Source organism: Phocaeicola faecium, from assembly GCF_014837055.1.
GTDB classification, from domain to species: Bacteria; Bacteroidota; Bacteroidia; order Bacteroidales; family Bacteroidaceae; genus Phocaeicola; species Phocaeicola gallinarum.
In genome coordinates this window covers 675,294-695,221 of sequence record NZ_JACSPQ010000001.1, presented here as the reverse complement: position 1 = coordinate 695,221, position 19,928 = coordinate 675,294, and the positions used below count along the sequence as shown (strand labels likewise).

Here is a 19,928-nt window from a genome sequence, read left to right as displayed (position 1 = left end):
CGCTGTTCTGCCTCTTGTTTCCCTTTGCAAGGATTACTCCTTGATATCTTGATACATAAACCGTTTGATGCTCTTCTTGGCTGTTTTTTCAAACTCTTCGGGATAGAGTTTGATGCGGGTAATCTGAGAATATGCAGGAAGCAGCTTATTCAGTTCGATGCGGTTCGTTTCAATCGCAGCTTCAAGCTGTTGCTTGCTCATGCTCTGTGCAAAAGCCTCTTCGTTGTCAGGATAAACCAGTGCGATGAGCTTGCTGTCTTTCATGATAACCAGCGATTCGTTTACAAACGGCATGTTGTTCAAACGCGCCTCTATTTCTTCCGGATAAATATTTTGTCCCGAAGAAGAAAGCAACATGTTTTTACAACGTCCCTTTATAAAGATATTCCCGTTTGCATCTTTTATAGCCATGTCGCCCGTATGCAGCCATTCGTCTTTGTCGATGGTTTGAGCGGTTGCCTCTTCGTTTTTATAATAACCCAACATCACGTTCATGCCCCGGCAAACCAATTCGCCCGGAATTTCTTCGGGGTTCGAAGACAGCACTTTCGTTTCCATGTTCGATACCGTTTTACCACATGAGGTATATAAAATCTCATCCCAGCGGCTGTGGCAGATGAGAGGAGCACACTCCGTCATCCCGTAAGCAATGGTGTAAGGGAAATTGATTTTCCGTAAAAAGGCTTCCACTTCCGCGTTGAACGGTGCGCCCCCGATTACGATTTCTATAAAGTTCCCGCCGAATACCTCCATTGCCTTTTGGCGGATTTCCGCCTTAATACGGTCGCTGATGATAGGCAGACGCAGCAAGAGTTTGCCCAGTTTGTTGTCGACGGTAGGAAGGATGTTTTTCTTGAAAATCTTTTCAACGATGAGCGGTACACATGCTATTACGCGCGGACGGATTTCAGAAAATGATTCGGCTATGATTTTCGGGCTCGGCATACGGGTCAGGAACCATAAGTGCGCGCCTATGGTCATGCCGTAAAGAAAATCGAAGACCAACCCGAATATATGTCCGAGCGGAAGCATGGATACTACGCGGTCGCCTGCCTGAAGGTTTACCTTCTGATGAATATGTACCACGTTCGACAGGATGCTCCGGTAAGGCAGCATGACACCTTTCGAATATCCCGTAGTGCCCGATGTATAGTTGATTACTGCCAACTCTTCCGGCTGTTCGCGCCGGTATGAGACCTGCTCGGCACGGAAACGGCAGGGATATTTTTTGCCGAACTCTTCGTTCAGATGTTCGCGTGCATACGTAAGCTGTTTGGAACGCGAAACCACGAGATCAAAATTCTTCAGCTCGATGATACCTTCGAGATTGGGCATCGCAGCTTCGTTGAAATTCTCCCATACTTGGTCGCCCACGAAGAGCATACGTGCTTCAGAATGATTGACAATGTGATGAACGTTATCGGCTTTAAATTCGTGAAGGATGGGGACTGCCACACCTCCATAAGTGATGATGCTGAGAAATACTGCACACCAATTCGCGCTGTTGCGTCCGCATAAAGCGATTTTGTCGCCCGGCTCTATGCCGGCATGTCGGAATAAGATATGCATTTTTTCAATTTTGCGTGCCACGTCACGGTATTGCAAGGTAGCACCTTTGTAGTCTGTCAGTGCGTCACGATTCCAGTTCGTGCGGATACTTTGTTCGATTAACTCTATAAAACTGTCTTTTGTCTCCATCTTTTGGTATGAGAATTGCACATTTAGCGTGAATTTGTGCGCAAAAATAGTAAAATTAAGCAAACATTCATAGAGATTCGGCTGTTTTTGTAAACGGGGTGCCGTTTCATAGTCCCGGTGAAATAAATTCACTCGGCGGATCGCCTGCCGTATCCTTTTGTGTGACGGCAGAGGAATATCCTCAAAAACAGATGTTTACGAGACTCGAAATTCAACCGCATGTGTTGTGTAACTTATGCGGATAAACCGGGTAACGCTTCGGCTTGCGTAAGTAAGTCTATCCCATAGAGAAAAAACACCGTCCGATTTCGGTCGGACGACGGCAGGTTAACCTGTCGATTCATTTCATTTTGTTAATTTTTAATCCAATAGTTGTATTATTCCGTGGAAAGCCGTAATTTTGCGCAACTATATATGAATGATATGAAAAAGTACATAGTTATGGCGCTCCTTTCCGCCGGATTGTTATCCTCGTGCGGAGAGTACAACAAAGTGCTGAAAAGCACTGATTATGAATATAAATACGAAGCTGCGAAAAGTTATTTCGCCAAAGGACAAAACTCAAGGGCTGCAACTATCTTGGAAGAATTGATTCCTATCCTGAAAGGTACGGTCAATGGTGAAGAGTCTCTGTACATGTTGGCAATGACCTACTATAATCAGGGCGATTACGTATCGGCTTCACATTATTTTAATACGTATTACACCACTTATCCGCGCGGGACTTACACGGAGTTGGCACGATTCCACAGCGGGAAAGCGCTTTATCTTGATACGCCCGAACCCCGTTTGGACCAAAGCAGCACTTACAAGGCGATTGAAGAATTGCAGATGTTTATGGAATATTTCCCCGGAAGTTCGCGCCGCGACCTTGCCCAGAGCATGATATTCGAACTTCAAGACAAGCTGGTGGAAAAAGAATATCTTTCGGCAAAACTGTATTACGATTTGGGCTCTTACTCAGGAAATGCCTCATACAGCAGTACGGGTAACAACTATCTGGCTGCGGTGGTTACCGCCCAGAACATTCTGAAAGATTATCCGTATACGAAATTGCGCGAAGACCTTTCCATCCTGATACTGCGTGCCAAATACGGCATGGCGAAAGAAAGCGTGCTCGAGAAGAAAGAAGAACGTATGCGCGAAACCATCGACGAGTATTATGCGTTTAAGAATGAATTTCCTGAAAGCAAGTATATGACGGAAGTGGAAAACATCTTCAAGGATGCCAGCCGTTTTGTTTCGACTGAAGAAGAATAACTAATAATATTGGGATTAAATAAAACATTATGGATTACAAAAAAACAAATGCTCCTACGACTACCGTTACCCGTGATTTAATGGAACTGTGTGAAGACACGGGCAATATTTATGAAACAGTAGCCATCATAGGTAAACGTGCCAATCAGATTGCGGCGGAGATGAAGAACGACCTTTCTAAGAAATTGCAGGAGTTTGCTTCGTACAACGATAATCTGGAGGAGGTTTTTGAAAACAGAGAACAAATCGAAATCTCTCGTTATTATGAAAAGCTCCCGAAACCGACGTTGATAGCAACTCAGGAGTACATCGAAGGAAAAGTTTATTACAGAAATCCGGCGAAGGAGAAAGAAAAATTGCAATAAAAAGATGACTTTTCTTCTGAAATAAGAAATGTATAAAGAATCTGTAACGGCGGCAAAGCATACCGGAGCTACAGATTCTTTGTTTTATCAAGAAACCTTAACAAGATTAGATAATTCTATGATACAACGTATTCAAACCGTTTATTTACTGATTGTAGCCATACTGTCGGTAGTAATGATGTTTCTCCCCGTGGGGAGTTTTGTGGGTGCGGATTACAGCGTTCCGCCCGTTGAGTTTACCAATCTGGCGGTAGTGGCTGCCGACGGGACGGCGAATTATGCTCCGTGGGCGCTGTTCGTATTGCTGGTAGCGATAGCCGTAATTTCCGCAGTAACGATATTCTTGTATAAGAAACGCATGTTGCAGATTCGGCTTACGGTTTTCAACTGTGTGTTGCTGGTGGGATATTATGCTACGCTGATCACCTTTGTGTTTATGCTGAAAGGCGACTGCCGGTATGTTCCTTCATGGACTGTCTGCCTGCCTTTCGTGTCGCTCGTACTGAGTTGGCTTGCTATCCGTGCGATAGGAAAAGACGAAATGTTGGTCAAGGCTTACGAACGTTTGCGCTGATTAGGCTTTTAGTCGGCTTTTATTCAAGAACATTAAAAAAACATTATATGAAAAGCCAACTGATTCATTGCGGATCGGTTGGCTTTTTGCTTTTCTTTTTCAGGTGATGCAGCTTTCGTTTCAATAAAAAGTATTTATTTTGCAAAGTAATGCATCTAATAAATCTGTTATGAAAAACAAACTGATATACACGGCACTGCTTGCTTCGCTTTGCCTTCCGCTGTGGGCGCAGCAAGTTTACGACATGAGCCGCTTCGGGATTGTCCCCGGAAAGAAGAGCAACATGTCGGCACGTATGGAAAAGGCACTCGCCAAGATTAAAAAGGAATCCCGCGAGGGGGAGTCACTCATCCTGAAGTTTAAGCCCGGAACGTACCATTTCTACCCCGAAGGAGCGGCAGAGCGGGTTTATTACATCTCAAACCACGACCAGACGAATCCCAAACGGGTAGGAATTGCGCTGGAAGACCTGAAATCGGTTACGCTGGAAGGAAACGGAGCGGAATTTGTGTTCCACGGACAGATGATTCCTGTTTCTATGCTTCGTAGCAGCGACTGTACGTTGCAGGATTTCAGTATCGACTTTGCCAATCCGCACATCGCGCAGGTACAAATCGTGAAAAATGAAGGAGAGAAAGGCATTACCTTCCGGCCTGCTCCGTGGGTGGATTACCGCGTGACGAAAGATTCGATATTTGAAACTTACGGCAAGGGATGGACGCTGCATCCGATGTCGGGGATTGCGTTCGAGGAAAAGACCCGACACATTGTTTACCGTACCAGTGACATCGCCTGTCCCACCAAAGGTTGTACGCAGGTAGGAGAGAACCTGATTTACGCTCCCCGCTGGAAAGACAGCCGCTTGCCCGAAGGCACTGTTGTGGCAATGCGTTCGTGGGATCGTCCTACGCCCGGCATCTTCTTGTCGCATAACACTCATACCACACTGAAAAACGTGAAGGTGCATTACGCGCAAGGCATGGGGCTTTTGGCTCAGCTTTGCGACGGCATTACGATGGAGGGTTTCGGCGTATGTCTGAAAGGTGACACGGATGTCCGTTACTTTACCACCCAAGCAGACGCTACCCACTTTTCGCAGTGTAAGGGAAAGATAACTTCGGTGAACGGACTGTATGAAGGGATGATGGACGACGCCATCAACGTACACGGCACGTATCTGAAGGTACTCCGCCGTGTAGACGACCATACGTTGGCGGCTCGCTACATGCACGACCAGTCGTGGGGATTTGATTGGGGATTTGCGGGCGACAGCGTACAGTTCATCCGCTCGCAGACGATGGAACTGCTGGATGGAAGAAACTGTATCGAGCGCATTACAGCTTCCGACCAACCGACGGCGGAAGGTGCCAGAGAGTTTCTTATCCGTTTCGTTCAGCCACTTCCGAATGAGATTGGCGGACAGGAAGATTTCGGCATCGAAAACCTGACGTGGACTCCGGAAGTTTATTTTGCGCATAACGTAGTGCGTAACAATCGCGCCCGTGGCGCACTGTTCAGTACACCGCGCCAAACGGTGGTGGAACATAACTTGTTCGACCATACTTCGGGCACGGCAATCTTGCTGTGCGGAGACTGCAACGGTTGGTATGAAACCGGAGCCTGCCGCGATGTGGTCATCCGTCATAACCGTTTCGTCAATTCGCTTACCAGCATGTTTCAATTTACTAACGCCGTGATTTCCATTTATCCGGAAATCCCCGATTTGGAACATCAGGTGAAATATTTCCACGGCGGAAAGCCGGGAGCCATCCGGATAACCGATAATGAGTTCGAAGTGTTCGATGCTCCGGTGTTATATGCCAAATCGGTAGACGGGCTGGTATTCGAGCGGAATAAAATATCTACCAATAGCGATTACAAGCCCTTTCACTGGAATCAGAGCCGCTTTCTGCTGGAAAAAGTAAATCGTGCGGAAATATCGGAATAATAGATGCCTTTCTTTCAGAGGCGGTTTCAGATAAATAGAATCCTCTTATTTTATCCTGTTCATTCGATATGAAAGATAAAATAAGAGGATTTTTTATGCGGATAGATGTCTTTTTTGTCAGTTTTTGGTAGTTCTCCGTTGTGGCATATTTTTTCTGTTCCGGTTTCCGGAAGCATGTTTCTTTCCGGCGTTTCCCTTATTCTTCCAGTTTTTTCCGCTGTGGCGTGAGGTATGTGGCGCATAGATGGGAGCTTCGCCAAGTTCTGCCGGTACGGGAATCTTATAAATGCTCTTTCCTAAAAAGTCTTCTATCTGTTTAAAGCGGGTTTGCTCGGTTTCGCTGACAAAGGTGATGGCACATCCGTCGTTGTTGGCGCGCGCCGTACGTCCGATACGATGAACGTAATCTTCGCTGTCGTGAGGCACATCGTAATTGATAACCAAACGGATGTCGTCGATGTCTATGCCTCGCGCCACGATGTCCGTAGCTACCAGCATGTTGATTCTGCCGTTTCGGAACTCGTGCATGATTGCCTCGCGCTGACACTGCTCCAAGTCGGAGTGCATTTCTCCTACATTCAGATTCAGATGCTTCAACGCCTTAGCCACCTCTTTTACCTTCAGTTTCGATGAGGCGAAGATAATCACGCGCTCCGGTTTCTGTGCGTTGAACAGACTTTTTATGATGCCTAATTTTTGCGCTTCGTAGCAGATGTAAGCCGCCTGTATGATTTTGTCGGCCGGTTTCGATACGGCAAGTTTCACCTCCACCGGGTCGGTCAGGATGGTTTTTGCCAGTTGCTGGATTTTGTTTGGCATGGTAGCCGAGAACATGATGGTTTGCCGCTCCTTCGGCAGGTACTTCACGATTTGCATGATATCGTCGGCAAATCCCATGTCGAGCATACGGTCTGCTTCATCCAAGATAAAAAACGACACTTTCGATAAGTCTACGTAGCCCAGACTCAAGTGACTGATTAATCTTCCCGGCGTTGCTATCACCACGTCTGCCCCCAGCGTGAGTCCTTTCTTCTCCTGCTCGAAGCGAACCCCGTCGTTTCCTCCGTAAACCGCCACGCTCGAAGCCGGCATGAAGTAAGAAAAACCCTCCATCTGTTGGTCTATCTGCTGGGCAAGTTCGCGGGTAGGAGCCATGATGATACAGTTAATGGCATCCACCGGATATCCGCCTTTGCTGAGCTGGTTGAGTACAGGCAGTAGGTAGGCAGCCGTCTTTCCCGTTCCCGTCTGGGCAACCCCAATCAAGTCACGTCCCTCAAGGATAACGGGTATCGTATGCTCCTGTACCGGCGTACATTCGCTAAAGTTCATGGCGTCTAATGCCTGTAAAACGCATTCTTCTAAGTTCAGTTCTGAAAACTTCATAATTAGTATATCAATCTTTTATATATGCTTATAGTTTGCCCCGTTCGTCGAGGTAAGAGTCTTTGAAACCGAGGAAATACAACACGCCGTCCAGTCCGATGGTGTTGATAGACTGGCGTGCGTTTGCCACCACTTTCGGTTTGGCATGAAAGGCAATGCCCAACCCTGCCACAGAAAGCATCGGCAGGTCATTTGCACCGTCGCCCACGGCGATGGTCTGCGCAATGTCGACTTTCTCCACCTGTGCGATAAGTTGCAGAAGCTCCGCTTTCCGTTTTCCGTCTACGATGTCTCCCACGTATCTGCCCGTAAGTTTCCCGTCTACGATTTCGAGCTGGTTGGCATATACATAATCTATACCGAACTTATCCTTTAGGTAATTGCCGAAATACGTGAAACCTCCCGACAGGATGGCTATTTTGTAGCCGTACTTCTTCAGCACGTACATCAGTCGTTCTACTCCCTCCGTGATGGGCAGGTTTTCGGCAATCTCTTTCATTACGCTTTCGTCCAGCCCTTTCAGCAAGGCAACCCTTTCTTTAAAACTTTCCCTGAAATCAATTTCACCGCGCATGGCTCTCTCCGTAATCTCCTTTACCTGTTCGCCTACGCCTGCCCGTATCGCCAGCTCATCAATAACCTCGGTTTCTATCAGTGTAGAGTCCATATCGAAACAAATCAACCGGCGCATACGGCGATACATATTATCCAACTGGAACGAAAAATCCATTGAAAGCGAGCTGCTTAACTGCATCAGTTGGCTTTGCAGTTCCTCTTTGTTTTTCGGAGTGCCACGAACCGAAAGTTCGATACAAGCCCTTACGTTCGCTTTTTTCTCGTCCAGCGGAATACGTCCCGTCAGGCGCCGGATGCCATCGATGTTCAATTGGTGCTGCGCCAATATCTTGGTAGCTCCCGCTATCTGTGCGGCGGTCAGCTTTCTGCCCAGCAGGGTAAGAATGTACCGGTTTTTCCCTTGCATGTTTACCCATTCTTCATATTCCTCTGCCGAAATGGGGTAAAAGCGGATGTTGATACCCAATGCAGATGCCTTGAAAAGCAGCTCCTTCATGATATTTCCCGAATCCTTGTCATGACATTTGAAAAGAATACCGAGCGAAAGCGTGCTATGAATATCAGCCTGACCGATATCCATAATATCTACATCATATTCCGATAAGATTTCGGTGATTGAAGCCGTCAATCCCGGACGATCCACACCGCTGATGCGGATTAATATCAGTTCTGTTTTAGTTTCCATGGGGTTAATTTATCTATGCAAATGTACAAATTATATCGCTTTCGGGCGTATTTAGGGGGAGTTTTTATTAAACAAGTATAAAACTCATGCTGTAAAACATAAATTTTATTCGTTGTTTTTCTTTTTTTATTCGAAAAGATTTACCTTTGCACCGGATTTCCGAAGAGAAAGAGATATTTCTGTGGCAAGAGGTGTCTTGGAAATAATGTTCCGGGCGGAAATTACTGTAAAAGGACAGTCCCGGATAGTATTAACTAAAATCAAATTACATGATTAAAAATGTAAAATGGTTTTTTGTTGTATTAATAACCGGTTCCTTACTCTCTTTTTCATTCAGCAGAGAGAGTGTATTTACTGAGAAGCTGGCTGTGGGTACGAGAGTCCCCGAGTTGGCACTCTGCAACGAAGTGCAGCCGCTCAACCTGCACGCTGCCGATGGTAGTTACACCTTGTTGAGCTTTTGGGCAAGCTACGATGCAGCTTCGCGAATGACGAACGCAACGCTGAGTCATGCCGTAGAAAAAGATGCCCGCGTGAAGTTGATTTCCATTTCGTTCGACCGTTACCGCTCGGTTTTTGATGCGGCGGTACGTCAAGACGGGATAGACAAAGAGGTCTGTCATCTGGAAATGGAAGGGGAAGATTCGGAAGTATTCAAATCGTACGATTTGAAAAGCGGTTTTAAAAATTACTTGGTCGACAGCCGCGGAGTGATTGTTGCCAAGAACGTAACCGCAGACGAATTGGCCTTGTATCTTAACCGATAAGGCTCCCCGTTGGGAAAGAAAAAAGTGAATACAACAAAAAAAGCAAAAGTTGCAATGAAAGCGCGTTACGCAAATTCATTGCAACTTTTTTTATTGAGCCTGTCCCGAAAAACGCTACCGTTAGCGTGGGGCATTTCTTGCGGTAGCGTTGACCATTTCTACCCATAGTGTTGACCGGCTCTACCGTTAGTGTTTTTCAAGCTCACTGTGAAGATTGAATTACTTTATTATCAGCTTGTTCCTTATTTCGGTGCCTTGCGGTATAAATATACTGCTATAAAGACGTAAATGATGTTCGGAATCCAGACAGCAAGATTCGGATGCATATTGCCGTTGATGGCAAAAGTCGATGATATGGTTTGGAACAGAATGTACGAGAAACTCAGTCCGATACCGATACCCAAGTGTAATCCCATTCCACCTTTTCGCTTCTGCGAGGAGAGTGAAAGCCCGATAACGGTAAGGATGAACGCGGCAAACGAAGTGGCTATACGTCGGTAATATTCTACTTCGAACACCTTGATGTTGGCAAATCCCCGCTGTTTCTGTTTGTCGATATACTCCCTCAGCTGCGGGCTGGTCATGGTTTCCTGCTGGCCTCGGGTGATAAGAAAGTCCTGCGGCTCCATGTTGATGATAGAGTCGATACGGTCGCCTTTGGTGATGGTTTCCCGCATTCCCTTCATCTCGCGCAGCATGTAGTCTTTGATAATCCACTTATGTACCTGAGCCGTATCATACGTAATCCGCCGGGCGGTAAGGTGGGAAACCAGCTTATGGTCTTCGAATTTGTCCAGCGAAAACCGATACCCCGTTTTATTATAATCTTCGTACCGTTCCATGTAGGCGATGACACCGCTGTCTACTTCAAGTTGGATGTTTCGGGCATAGTCGGACGATTTTTTATTCTTATACACCCGCTCGAACTCCAGTCGCGTTACGCTTCCCGTGGGTATGACTTCGGTACTTAGCACATAAGTAACCAGCGCAATGATGGCAGCAGAAATCATGTAAGGCACCATCAGCCGCTTGAAACTCATGCCCGTAGAAAACATGGCGATGATTTCGGAGTTTTCCGCCAGCTTCGAGGTGAAGAAAATAACGGCGATAAACACAAACAGCGGGCTGAACAGGTTGGTGTAGTAGGGGATGAAGTTCAGATAATAATCGAAGGCAATAGCCTTGAGCGGCGCTTTGTTCTTGATAAAGTCATCAATGTTTTCATTGATGTCAAACACAACGGCGATTGAAATAATCAGCGCGATGGCAAAGAAATAAGTACCTAAGAACTTGACGATGATGTACCTGTCAAGCCTCTTCAGCCACTTTTGTTTGAACAGTTGTTTTATGTTTACCGGTATTTTCATAATCGTGTAGACAAGCGTTTTACCATCATGGGTTTCCACGTAGAGAAATCTCCTGCAATGATATGTTTGCGGGCTTCTTTTACCAGCCATAAGTAGAAGGCAAGGTTGTGGATAGAAGCGATTTGTAGGGCAAGAAGTTCTTGTGCATGGAAGAGATGGCGCAAATAAGCACGGCTGTATGCGGTATCAACGTACGAAGCTCCGTCTGCTTCGATGGGGGAATAGTCGTTCTCCCATTTCTTGTTGCGCATGTTCATGATGCCATCTTTTGTAAAGAGCATACCGTTACGCCCGTTGCGCGTAGGCATCACACAGTCGAACATATCCACACCTCGCTCGATACCCTCTAAGATGTTGACAGGCGTACCCACTCCCATCAGATAGCGCGGACGGTCGGCAGGCAGTATCTCGTTGACCACCTCAATCATCTCATACATCTTCTCAGTCGGTTCGCCTACCGCAAGTCCGCCGATAGCATTTCCGTCGGCATTCTTAGACGCAATGTATTCGGCAGAACGCCGGCGCAAATCCGGATAAACACAACCTTGCACGATGGGGAAAAGAGACTGGTTATATCCGTATTTAGGCTCTGTTTCGTTAAAGCGCGTAATGCAACGGTCCAGCCAGCGGTGAGTCAGCTCCATTGATTTCTTGGCATAGTTATAATCAGACGTTCCCGGTGCACATTCATCAAACGCCATCATGATATCTGCACCGATGGTACGTTCGATATCCATCACTCTTTCGGGCGTAAACAAATGTTTTGAACCGTCGATGTGGGAACGGAACTCCACGCCTTCTTCCTTCATCTTCCGGATACCCGAAAGCGAGAACACTTGGAATCCTCCACTGTCGGTCAGCATCGGGCGGTCGAATCCGTTGAATTTATGCAAGCCTCCTGCTCCTTCGATGATGTCTAACCCCGGACGCAAATAAAGATGGTAGGTATTCCCCAAAATTATTTGCGCCTTAATATCTTCTTTTAACTCACGCAAGTGTACGCCTTTTACCGTGCCGGCAGTTCCCACAGGCATAAAGATAGGTGTTTCTATCTGCCCGTGGTCGGTGGTGATTAATCCGGCACGCGCATTCGAGCGTGCATCTGTGTATTGCAGTTCAAATTTCATTTCTTTTCTTCTTTCTGTTCCTCGGTTACGGTAAAATCAATGGCATCTGCCACTTTCTCATCGGTCAATGCCAAATCTAATACCTCCTTGATGTCTTTTACATAATGGAAAGTCAAGCCTTGCAGATACAACGGCTGTATTTCCTCTATGTTTTTACGGTTTTCCTCGCAAAGGATAATATCCTTGATACCGGCACGTTTGGCAGCCAGAATTTTTTCCTTGATACCGCCTACGGGCAATACCTTTCCGCGCAAGGTAATTTCTCCTGTCATTGCCAGATTAGGTTTAACCTTTCGTTGTGTCAATGCAGAAGCCAGTGAGGTAACCATTGTAATGCCTGCCGAAGGCCCGTCTTTAGGAATTGCACCTTCGGGCACATGGATATGAATATTCCAATTATCGAAAATACCTTCCGGCAAGTCTAACAAATGGCTATGTGCTTTCAGGTATTCCAGTGCCAGCATTGCCGATTCTTTCATCACGTCTCCCAGATTACCTGTAAGCGTGAGACGGCTTCCTTTTCCTTTGCTCAGACTGGTTTCAACAAAAAGTATTTCTCCTCCCACGGCCGTCCAAGCCAATCCGGTAACCACTCCGGCATATTCATTGCCCTGATACTTGTCACGAGAGTATTCAGGTGTACCGAGATAGTTCGGAATATCAGACGGTTTCAACTCATGTTGTTCAGTAAATTTGTCGCTTGCTATCTCTAGCGCAATTTTCCGCATCACTTTGTTGATTTTCTTTTCCAGCTCACGCACTCCGCTTTCACGGGTGTAGTTTTCAATGATGTATTCGATGGCAGCCTTTGTGAACTTAACGTGTTCTTTTTTCAGTCCGTTTGTTTCCATTTCTTTCGGAATCAAATGGCGGCGTGCTATCTCAATTTTTTCTTCGGTGATGTATCCGCTGACTTCTATCAACTCCATGCGGTCGAGCAGGGGAGTAGGAATCATAGATAAGTTATTTGCAGTGGCGATAAACATGACTTTCGACAAATCATAATCGATGTCAATGTAATTATCGTGGAACGTATTGTTCTGTTCCGGATCAAGCACTTCGAGCATAGCCGAACTTGGGTCTCCCTGACGGTCTCTGCCTAATTTATCAATTTCATCCAAGATAACTACCGGATTTGAGGTTTCAGCTTTTATCAGACTCTTGATAATACGTCCCGGCATCGCACCTATATAAGTTTTGCGATGTCCTCGAATCTCTGCTTCATCGTGTACTCCACCCAATGACATACGCACATATTTCCGTTTCAACGAAGCTGCGATAGAACGTCCCAAAGATGTTTTTCCTACTCCCGGAGGTCCGTACAAGCAAATGATGGGAGACTTCAAATCGCCCTTCAGCTTCAATACCGCCAAGTGTTCCAATATACGTTCTTTTACTTTTTCCAGTCCGTAATGGTCTTTATTCAGAATCTTTTCGGCGTTTGTTATGTTGATGACATCGGTTGTATAAACATCCCACGGCAACGCAAGCAGTGTTTGCAGGTAAGTCAGTTGCACGTTATAGTCCGGCGATTGCGGATTGATGCGTTCAAGTTTGCTTACCTCGCGTTCGAAGATTTCGGCAACTTCTTTTTTCCAGTGTTTCTGTTCACCTTTTTGGCGGAGTTCGTCTATCTCATCGTTCTGTCCGTTCCCCAGCTCGTCTTGGATGTTTTTTATCTGCTGTTGCAAGAAGTATTCACGCTGCTGGCGGTCAATTTCCTCGCGTGTACGCATTTGGATGCTTTGCTTCAAGGCAGCCAGTTGGACTTCCTTATTCAATATCTGAATAAGCCGGTATAATCGTTCCTTCAGCGTATTGAGGTCGAGCAATTCAAACTTTTCTTCGATGGAAAAAGGGAAATTCGTACATACGAAGTTCACCAATAATTCCGAGTTATCCAAATTTTTAATGGCAAACGAAGTGTCCGGACTCATGTGTTCCGACGTTTCGACAAACTTCAGACACTGTTCGCGGCAGGTATCCATCAATGCCTTAAACTCATCCGAATCTTCCGCCTCCATTGTTTCTTTTATAGGCGTTACTTTGCCTTTGAGGTAAGGACGTACGGAGGTTATTTCATCTAAATGGACTTTAGGCCCGTTAGCCTGAAGAATAACCGTAGTGTTTCCTCCCGGCATTTCGAATACACGTAAAACCTTGCCTATAACAGCCGTAGGGTAGAGGTCTTTGTACCCCGGATTTTCCACTTCGCTGAGCTTTTGTGTAGCAATAACGATAGAGGAACTATTTTTTAAAGCAGCGTTTACCAGCTTCAGTGTGGTGCGGCGTCCTGCCGTAATAGGCATGACAACCGATGGAAACATAACCATGTTGCGTAAAGTCATAACCGGAAACTCCTGCTCCAGTTCTTCTTCCGTTACTTCTCTTGGCACTGTTTCTATTTCAGCCAACATCGAAATGTCTTCGCTGTCTGTGTTCATTAGAATATTTTCTTTTCGACTTTTTTTTATCATAATCTCATTCAGTAGTGTGTTTGGCTTTTTCAAAAGCGGCTACAAAGTTAATCATTCTGCATTAAATACGGAACAAACAGGGGCGGCAAATACATTAATAATAGTGAATATATACTGAATTGTTCGCAGATAAACATCATTTTGCTTACTTTTGGCGCGCAAACAAGTTTTCGGTTATATGGCAAATCCTTATTTTAAATTTAAGCAATTTACGGTTTATCACGATAAATGTGCCATGAAGGTTGGTACAGACGGAGTTTTGATAGGTGCTTGGGCAGACGTTTCGCGTGCGGAAAAAATATTGGATGTGGGTACAGGGAGCGGTTTGATTGCATTGATGATTGCCCAGCGGTGCGATGCTTCTGTGTTAGGGATTGATATTGACGAAGACGCGGTGATTCAAGCCCGGGAAAACGTGATGGCATCGCAGTGGAGCGGGCAGATTACCATAGCCCGGCAAGACGTACGGGTGATGGCAAACGAGTGCGACACAAAGTTTGATGTCATTTTATCCAACCCTCCGTATTTTGCAGAAGACGTGAAATGTCCCGAAGCACAGCGGAACACAGCGCGGCATACCGATGAACTTGATTTCCATTCTCTTTTGCAGGCTGTATCCGTGCTTTTAACCGATGATGGAACATTCTCCGTTGTTCTGCCGGCCAATGCAGCCTCCGATTTTATTGCGCTTGCCACAAAGTTCAAGCTGTTCTTGAGTAAGCAAACGTGGGTTTACACCAAACCGAATATGCCTGCAAAGCGAGTGTTGATGGCGTTTTCGAGAGATAAATCAACCGAAACGCAGGTCGGACACCTTACGATAGAAACAGCTCCTAAAATCTATACTCCGGAATTTACCGCACTGATGAAAGACTTTTATCTTTTTATTTCTTAGACAGCCTTCTCAGTATATTCTGGTTGAGCATGAGTAATTGCTTGTGTCTGTCCGATATAGTCGTGCTGATGGGGCGTCTTCCTATGAAGTCGGTAAAGTGCTGTAAAATATTGAACGGCTGTTCATACATCCTTGCGGGCTTCATCGGTGCAATAACATGCAGTCCCTGATGAACGATTTCCACCTTTAGGTCTTTTCCTCCCATAGCAGGGTCGCCATCAAAATGAAAGACTCCTTCTTTGGCCCGGTGGATGATAATACGGTCATCTCGCATGGTTTTGATGCAACTGTTCTGGTCGATGGTCTTATTAAAAAGCTGAAACGACAACGACGGGACGTCTAACACCGTAAAAGGTTCTAATACCGTAATATCCATCATTCCGTCGGTCAGTGATGCTTGAGGGGCAATGTAAGCATTGTTCCCATATTGCGAAGCGTTGGCGCAAGCTATTAAGAAAGCCTTATAGCGTACCGTTCCAGTCGAATTTTCTATTTCGTATGTTTCAGGACGATATCTCAGGCTTTCGTGCAGGGTGTTTTCCAGATAAGTCAGCAACCCCCGCTTACCGGAATCGGCAAATTTTAAACTTACGAAAGCGTCGAATCCCACCCCGCACGTACAGAAAAACGGACGCCCGTCTATAATCCCGTAATCGATGTTCTTGATAATGCCCGCGTTAAGCGTATAAATAGCCCCTTTGGGGTCCATCGGGATATGTAAATGCCGGGCAAGTCCATTTCCCGAACCGCAAGGGATGATACCCAGTGCGGTGTCAGTATGGATAAGTGAACGTCCTATTTCATTGATAGTACCGTCTCCGCCAATGGCTACTACGATGTCTACATGCTCTTTTACAGCTTGTCTCGCAATTTCCGTTGCATGTCCTGCATACTCGGTCTTGCGTATGGAATAGTCGTATTTCGAGCGGTCTATCAGTTCATTAATCAGCCGCAGTATAATTTCTTTTCCGTTAGTTCCCGAAATAGGGTTTATTATAAACGTAATGCGTTTCTTCTCCATCTTTTTTGAGGTTTATCCTGAAAAAATCAGGTTACAAAAGTAACATTCTTAATTTTAAAATCCTTACTTTGTTATGGATAAATTGGTATCTTGCTAAGTTTTTTTTTAGTCGATTGTGTACGTGTTAGGATAAATTGTTATCTTTGCGCGATATTTCTTAACAGGATATTGGCGAGTATTAATAATTTATTATAAACAGCCGGAAACGGTTTACCAAAATAAAATATGGGAATATTACAAGAAAGACTGAGCAGATACAGAGTGCCTCAAATGTATATGGAGAGAGGCGTATATCCTTATTTTCGTGAGATAGACAGCGCTCAGGACACAGAAGTAATGATGGACGGGAAAAAAGTCCTGATGTTTGGTTCTAATTCTTATATGGGACTGACTTACGACAAACGCATTATCGAGGCAGCCATTGCTGCAACCCGTAAGTATGGTACAGGATGTGCAGGGTCTCGTTTGTTGAACGGTACGCTTGATATTCATATTGAATTGGAAAAGGAGCTGGCGGAGTTTGTAGGAAAAGATGAAGCACTTTGTTTCTCTACGGGATTTACGGTAAACGAGGGAGTTATCCCCCAGTTAGCGGGAAGAGGTGATTACATTATTTGTGATGACCGCGACCATGCGTCTATTGTCGACGGACGTCGTCTTTCGTTTGCTACTCAGTTGAAGTACAAGCATAATGATATGGATGCTTTGGAAAAAGAACTTCAGAAATGCGAACCCGATGCGCTGAAGTTAATCGTGGTAGACAGTGTTTTCTCGATGGAAGGCGACTTGGCTAATTTGCCCGAAATCGTAAGGCTGAAAAAGAAATATAATGCTTGTATTTATGTAGACGAGGCTCACGGTTTGGGCGTGTTCGGAAGAAACGGACGCGGTGTGTGTGACCACTTCGGACTGACGGCAGACATTGACCTTATCATGGGTACATTCAGTAAGTCGCTGGCTTCTATCGGCGGTTTTGTTGCAGGTGATAAAGATGTAATCAACTGGTTGCGCCACAATGCACGTTCTTATATTTTCCAAGCAAGTAATACTCCGGCAGCCACGGCAGCGGCTAAAGAGGCGCTCCATATCCTGAAAACAGAGCCGGAACGTCAGGAAAACCTGTGGAAGATAACTAACTACGCTTTAAAGCGTTTTCGCGATGCCGGGTTTGAGATAGGCGATACCGAAAGCCCGATTATCCCCTTGTACGTACGCGATACTGATAAAACGTTCGAGGTAACCAAGCTGGCTTTCGACGAAGGTGTGTTTATCAATCCGGTGATTCCGCCTGCATGTGCGCCCCAAGACACGCTGGTTCGTTTCGCACTGATGGCTACGCATACGCAAGAGCAAGTTGATTTTGCTATCGATAAGCTGGTTAAATGCTTTAAGCAACTGGATATTTTGAAATAACCGAAAGGCTTTTCTTTATAAAAAATCGGGAGAATGTTTTTACGACATCCTCCCGATTTTTTTGTTTCTGCATTTTCCCCGGCCTGCTGCTTACAGAGAAGATAGGCTGTCATCCAGATAAAACTTCTCTACGGCGTATGCCACACCATCTTCTTCATTGGAAAGAGTGATAAAGTCTGCGGCTTGTTTTACGACGTCTTGCGCGTTCTCCATCGCAATGCCTAACCCGGCGTATTGAATCATAGACAGGTCATTGAACCCGTCGCCTATGGCGATCATCTCGTTTTTCGTCATGCCGATTTCTTCCAGCAATACAGACAGCGATTGCGCTTTGTCGATACCTTTGGGCACTAACTCCAGAAAGTAAGGCTCTGAGCGGAACACCCCCATGCGGTCTTTTAATTTTTCATACATTTCTTTTTCAAGAAGAGCGAGCCGGGAAGGTTCGCCTACTATCAGGCATTTCGTGATGGGATGTTTCACAGCCTCCAGAAAGTTGTCTACTTTCTTTATTTTCATAACGTTGAGCAGCGCTTCCTTTAATACATATTCATCATCGGGCTTTTCTGTCAATACGTACTCGTTTTCATAAGTAACGATGGCAAAATCGTTTTCTTTGGCGCAGCGGTACAGGTAGGGCAGCAAATCGCTGTCGAGTTGCTTTTCATACATCAGTTCGCGTGTTTTCCAATCAATGATTTCACCCCCGTTATAAGCCAATATGTAGCCCTCGTATTTTTGCAGTTCCAGCTCGTTCGCCAGCGGAGCAACGCCATACGTGGGGCGTCCGGAAGCAAGTACGACTTTCAGTCCGGCTTCTTGGGCTTTTATCAGCGTTTCTTTCGTGTGCCGGGTTATTTCTTTTTTCGAGTTGGTTAAAGTACCGTCTAAATCCAATACCAAAAGTTTATATTTCATACGAAAAGATTAAGTGATGAGATTTTGTTTGCAAATATAATATAATACTTTGAATATCTTCTCGGATTCAGGGCTTTGAAACTGTTTAAACTTCATTTGTCAGGCGAAAATGCGGGAAGAAATAGGCTGCCGCTATACCCCGAAAAACGCTACCGTTAGTGTTACCCCGCCCATGCGGATGCGCTGACTGTTTCTATTCGTAGTGTTTATCGGTTCTGCCGTTAGTGTTTTCAAGTTTCAAACTTAGCCGGGGGAAATTAAGAAAGTAGCTGTAAATCAGATATGTATCAGGAATGCCCTCCGCATGTTTTGCGGATGCCCGTCATCGCTTGATAACATTGGTGGAAATTGTTGTATGATATATCCGATTTTTTCCCTAACTTGCGGAAATAAAGATAAAGAAAGGTTTTTGGTATGAATTTATATACAGATTTTGTTCTCAGGCTTTTTGTGGCAGGCATGATGGGGGTAATGATTGGTCTGGAGCGAGAGTATCGCGCCAAAGAAGCAGGGTATCGCACTCATTTTCTGGTGGCGTTAGGCAGCGCTCTGCTGATGATTGTGTCGCAATATGGTTTTTCCGATGTGTTGAAGAAAGATTTAATCCATCTCGACCCCAGCCGTTTGGCATCCCAAGTGGTGAGCGGCATTGGCTTTATCGGTGCGGGTACGATTATTTTACTGCAAAAGCAAGTGGTGAGAGGGCTGACCACTGCTGCCGGTGTATGGGCTACTTCCGGCATCGGACTGGCGATAGGCGCAGGAATGTATGTTATCGGCATATCGGCCACACTGATGGTTCTCATCGGGCTGGAGGTGTTGAGCCGTTGCTTTAAAAGTTTCGGGATGCGGAATATGATTATTGAGTTTTCGACGGAAAACGAAGAGATACTGAAAGACGTTTCGGCAAAATTTAATTCGAAAGATTATCAGGTTTCGTCGTATGAGATGAATCATTCATACGAAGACGGCAGGAAGATGTTCCACGTCAGCATGGTGATTAAGGCAAAGCGCATGAATGAAGAAGGATTGCTGCTGATGTTTCTGAACGATTTTCCAGGCGTAAGAGTAAATAAGATCGTGTGAGAGACGGCATCAATAAACAAGGATATTCCAAAAAACGCCGAGGGCGACATTTGTTTTGGAATATCCTTGCTGTTGTAAATCTTTTTCTTTCCGATTTTGTAAGCAGAAAAGGCGCTTATCCGATGTAAACATTTACGTGAAGAAATAATTTGTCTTGGTTTTCATTTATGTCGAAATCTATTTTGTCTTCACGCGCCAACCATCCGATAGCTGCGTTAAGGTCTCTGTCTGATAAGCCAGAGGCTTCTTTAAGGTCTTCGTAATTCCAGTGAGCATTGTCCTTTAAGATATTCCAGACAATGCCTGCGTTTGTGCCAATCTGAATCTTGTCCATAGTTGTCTTGTTTTATAGAGTTGTTATTAAT

General features: G+C 45.4%; 17 protein-coding genes. 8 read left to right on the top strand and 9 right to left on the bottom strand.

The window, feature by feature from the left end; translation table 11 throughout:
• Window positions 1-33: 33 nt before the first annotated feature.
• Window positions 34-1,698, bottom strand: a complete 1,665-nt coding sequence (locus H9626_RS03065; protein ID WP_191709534.1) for an AMP-binding protein — start codon at window positions 1,696-1,698, stop codon at window positions 34-36.
• Window positions 1,699-2,121: 423 nt separating this feature from the next.
• Here H9626_RS03065 and H9626_RS03060 point away from each other — a divergent pair, with 423 nt between their 5' ends.
• The 4 genes from H9626_RS03060 (at window position 2,122) to H9626_RS03045 (ending at window position 5,845) form a co-directional block, all read left to right on the top strand.
• Window positions 2,122-2,958, top strand: coding sequence for an outer membrane protein assembly factor BamD (locus H9626_RS03060; protein WP_178255872.1), 837 nt, complete (start codon window positions 2,122-2,124; stop codon window positions 2,956-2,958).
• A 29-nt stretch (window positions 2,959-2,987) separates the two neighbouring features.
• Entirely contained in the window at window positions 2,988-3,323 is a 336-nt protein-coding gene (locus H9626_RS03055) for a DNA-directed RNA polymerase subunit omega (RefSeq protein WP_178255873.1), read from the top strand.
• 118 nt (window positions 3,324-3,441) lie between these two features.
• Window positions 3,442-3,897 carry a DUF4293 domain-containing protein gene (locus H9626_RS03050; protein WP_178255874.1) on the top strand — a complete coding sequence of 152 codons (456 nt, stop codon included), beginning with the start codon at window positions 3,442-3,444 and terminating at the stop codon, window positions 3,895-3,897.
• Window positions 3,898-4,066: 169 nt separating this feature from the next.
• Window positions 4,067-5,845, top strand: a complete 1,779-nt coding sequence (locus tag H9626_RS03045; protein WP_191709533.1) for an alpha-1,3-galactosidase-related protein — start codon at window positions 4,067-4,069, stop codon at window positions 5,843-5,845.
• A 117-nt stretch (window positions 5,846-5,962) separates the two neighbouring features.
• Here H9626_RS03045 and H9626_RS03040 read toward each other — a convergent pair whose 3' ends face one another.
• Together H9626_RS03040 and serB are read right to left on the bottom strand one after the other, a co-directional pair.
• Window positions 5,963-7,231 (bottom strand): DEAD/DEAH box helicase, encoded by a 1,269-nt coding sequence (locus H9626_RS03040; RefSeq protein ID WP_191709532.1) that lies wholly within the window; start codon window positions 7,229-7,231, stop codon window positions 5,963-5,965.
• 28 nt (window positions 7,232-7,259) lie between these two features.
• Window positions 7,260-8,492, bottom strand: a complete 1,233-nt coding sequence (serB, locus tag H9626_RS03035; RefSeq protein WP_178255877.1) for a phosphoserine phosphatase SerB — start codon at window positions 8,490-8,492, stop codon at window positions 7,260-7,262.
• 269 nt (window positions 8,493-8,761) lie between these two features.
• Between serB and H9626_RS03030 the strand changes: the two genes are divergently transcribed.
• A complete protein-coding gene (locus tag H9626_RS03030) occupies window positions 8,762-9,259 on the top strand; it encodes a thioredoxin family protein (RefSeq protein WP_178255878.1) in 498 nt (165 codons plus the stop codon).
• Between the two features lie 242 nt (window positions 9,260-9,501).
• Here the strand turns inward: H9626_RS03030 and H9626_RS03025 are convergent, their stop codons facing one another.
• Genes H9626_RS03025 through lon form a run of 3 tightly spaced genes read right to left on the bottom strand, consistent with a single transcriptional unit; the run spans window position 9,502 to window position 14,230 of the window.
• Window positions 9,502-10,626: an LptF/LptG family permease gene (locus H9626_RS03025; protein ID WP_191709531.1), complete on the bottom strand. Its 1,125-nt coding sequence runs from the start codon at window positions 10,624-10,626 to the stop codon at window positions 9,502-9,504.
• Window positions 10,623-11,753, bottom strand: coding sequence for a tRNA guanosine(34) transglycosylase Tgt (tgt, locus tag H9626_RS03020; protein WP_178256618.1), 1,131 nt, complete (start codon window positions 11,751-11,753; stop codon window positions 10,623-10,625). The genes H9626_RS03025 and tgt overlap by 4 nt, the downstream gene beginning before the upstream one ends.
• Complete coding sequence (lon, locus tag H9626_RS03015; protein WP_191709530.1) at window positions 11,750-14,230, bottom strand: endopeptidase La; 2,481 nt, start codon at window positions 14,228-14,230, stop codon at window positions 11,750-11,752. The genes tgt and lon overlap by 4 nt, the downstream gene beginning before the upstream one ends.
• 178 nt (window positions 14,231-14,408) lie before the next feature.
• On the opposite strand from lon, the gene H9626_RS03010 reads away from it, so the two are divergent.
• The gene (locus tag H9626_RS03010; protein ID WP_191709529.1) at window positions 14,409-15,125 is read left to right on the top strand and encodes a tRNA1(Val) (adenine(37)-N6)-methyltransferase; all 717 of its coding nucleotides are present in this window, start codon (window positions 14,409-14,411) and stop codon (window positions 15,123-15,125) included.
• On the opposite strand, the gene H9626_RS03005 is transcribed toward H9626_RS03010, so the two are convergent.
• Window positions 15,115-16,146: a diacylglycerol/lipid kinase family protein gene (locus H9626_RS03005; protein ID WP_178256615.1), complete on the bottom strand. Its 1,032-nt coding sequence runs from the start codon at window positions 16,144-16,146 to the stop codon at window positions 15,115-15,117. The genes H9626_RS03010 and H9626_RS03005 overlap by 11 nt on opposite strands.
• Window positions 16,147-16,371: 225 nt before the next feature.
• On the opposite strand from H9626_RS03005, the gene spt reads away from it, so the two are divergent.
• Window positions 16,372-17,559 carry a serine palmitoyltransferase gene (gene spt / locus H9626_RS03000; protein ID WP_178256614.1) on the top strand — a complete coding sequence of 396 codons (1,188 nt, stop codon included), beginning with the start codon at window positions 16,372-16,374 and terminating at the stop codon, window positions 17,557-17,559.
• A 90-nt stretch (window positions 17,560-17,649) separates the two neighbouring features.
• On the opposite strand, the gene H9626_RS02995 is transcribed toward spt, so the two are convergent.
• Window positions 17,650-18,477, bottom strand: coding sequence for a Cof-type HAD-IIB family hydrolase (locus H9626_RS02995; RefSeq protein ID WP_191709528.1), 828 nt, complete (start codon window positions 18,475-18,477; stop codon window positions 17,650-17,652).
• A gap of 414 nt (window positions 18,478-18,891) precedes the next feature.
• Between H9626_RS02995 and H9626_RS02990 the strand changes: the two genes are divergently transcribed.
• Window positions 18,892-19,563, top strand: coding sequence for an MgtC/SapB family protein (locus H9626_RS02990; protein WP_178256612.1), 672 nt, complete (start codon window positions 18,892-18,894; stop codon window positions 19,561-19,563).
• 115 nt (window positions 19,564-19,678) lie between these two features.
• Here H9626_RS02990 and H9626_RS02985 read toward each other — a convergent pair whose 3' ends face one another.
• The gene (locus H9626_RS02985) at window positions 19,679-19,897 is read right to left on the bottom strand and encodes a winged helix-turn-helix domain-containing protein (RefSeq protein WP_178256611.1); all 219 of its coding nucleotides are present in this window, start codon (window positions 19,895-19,897) and stop codon (window positions 19,679-19,681) included.
• Between the last annotated feature and the right edge of the window lie 31 nt (window positions 19,898-19,928).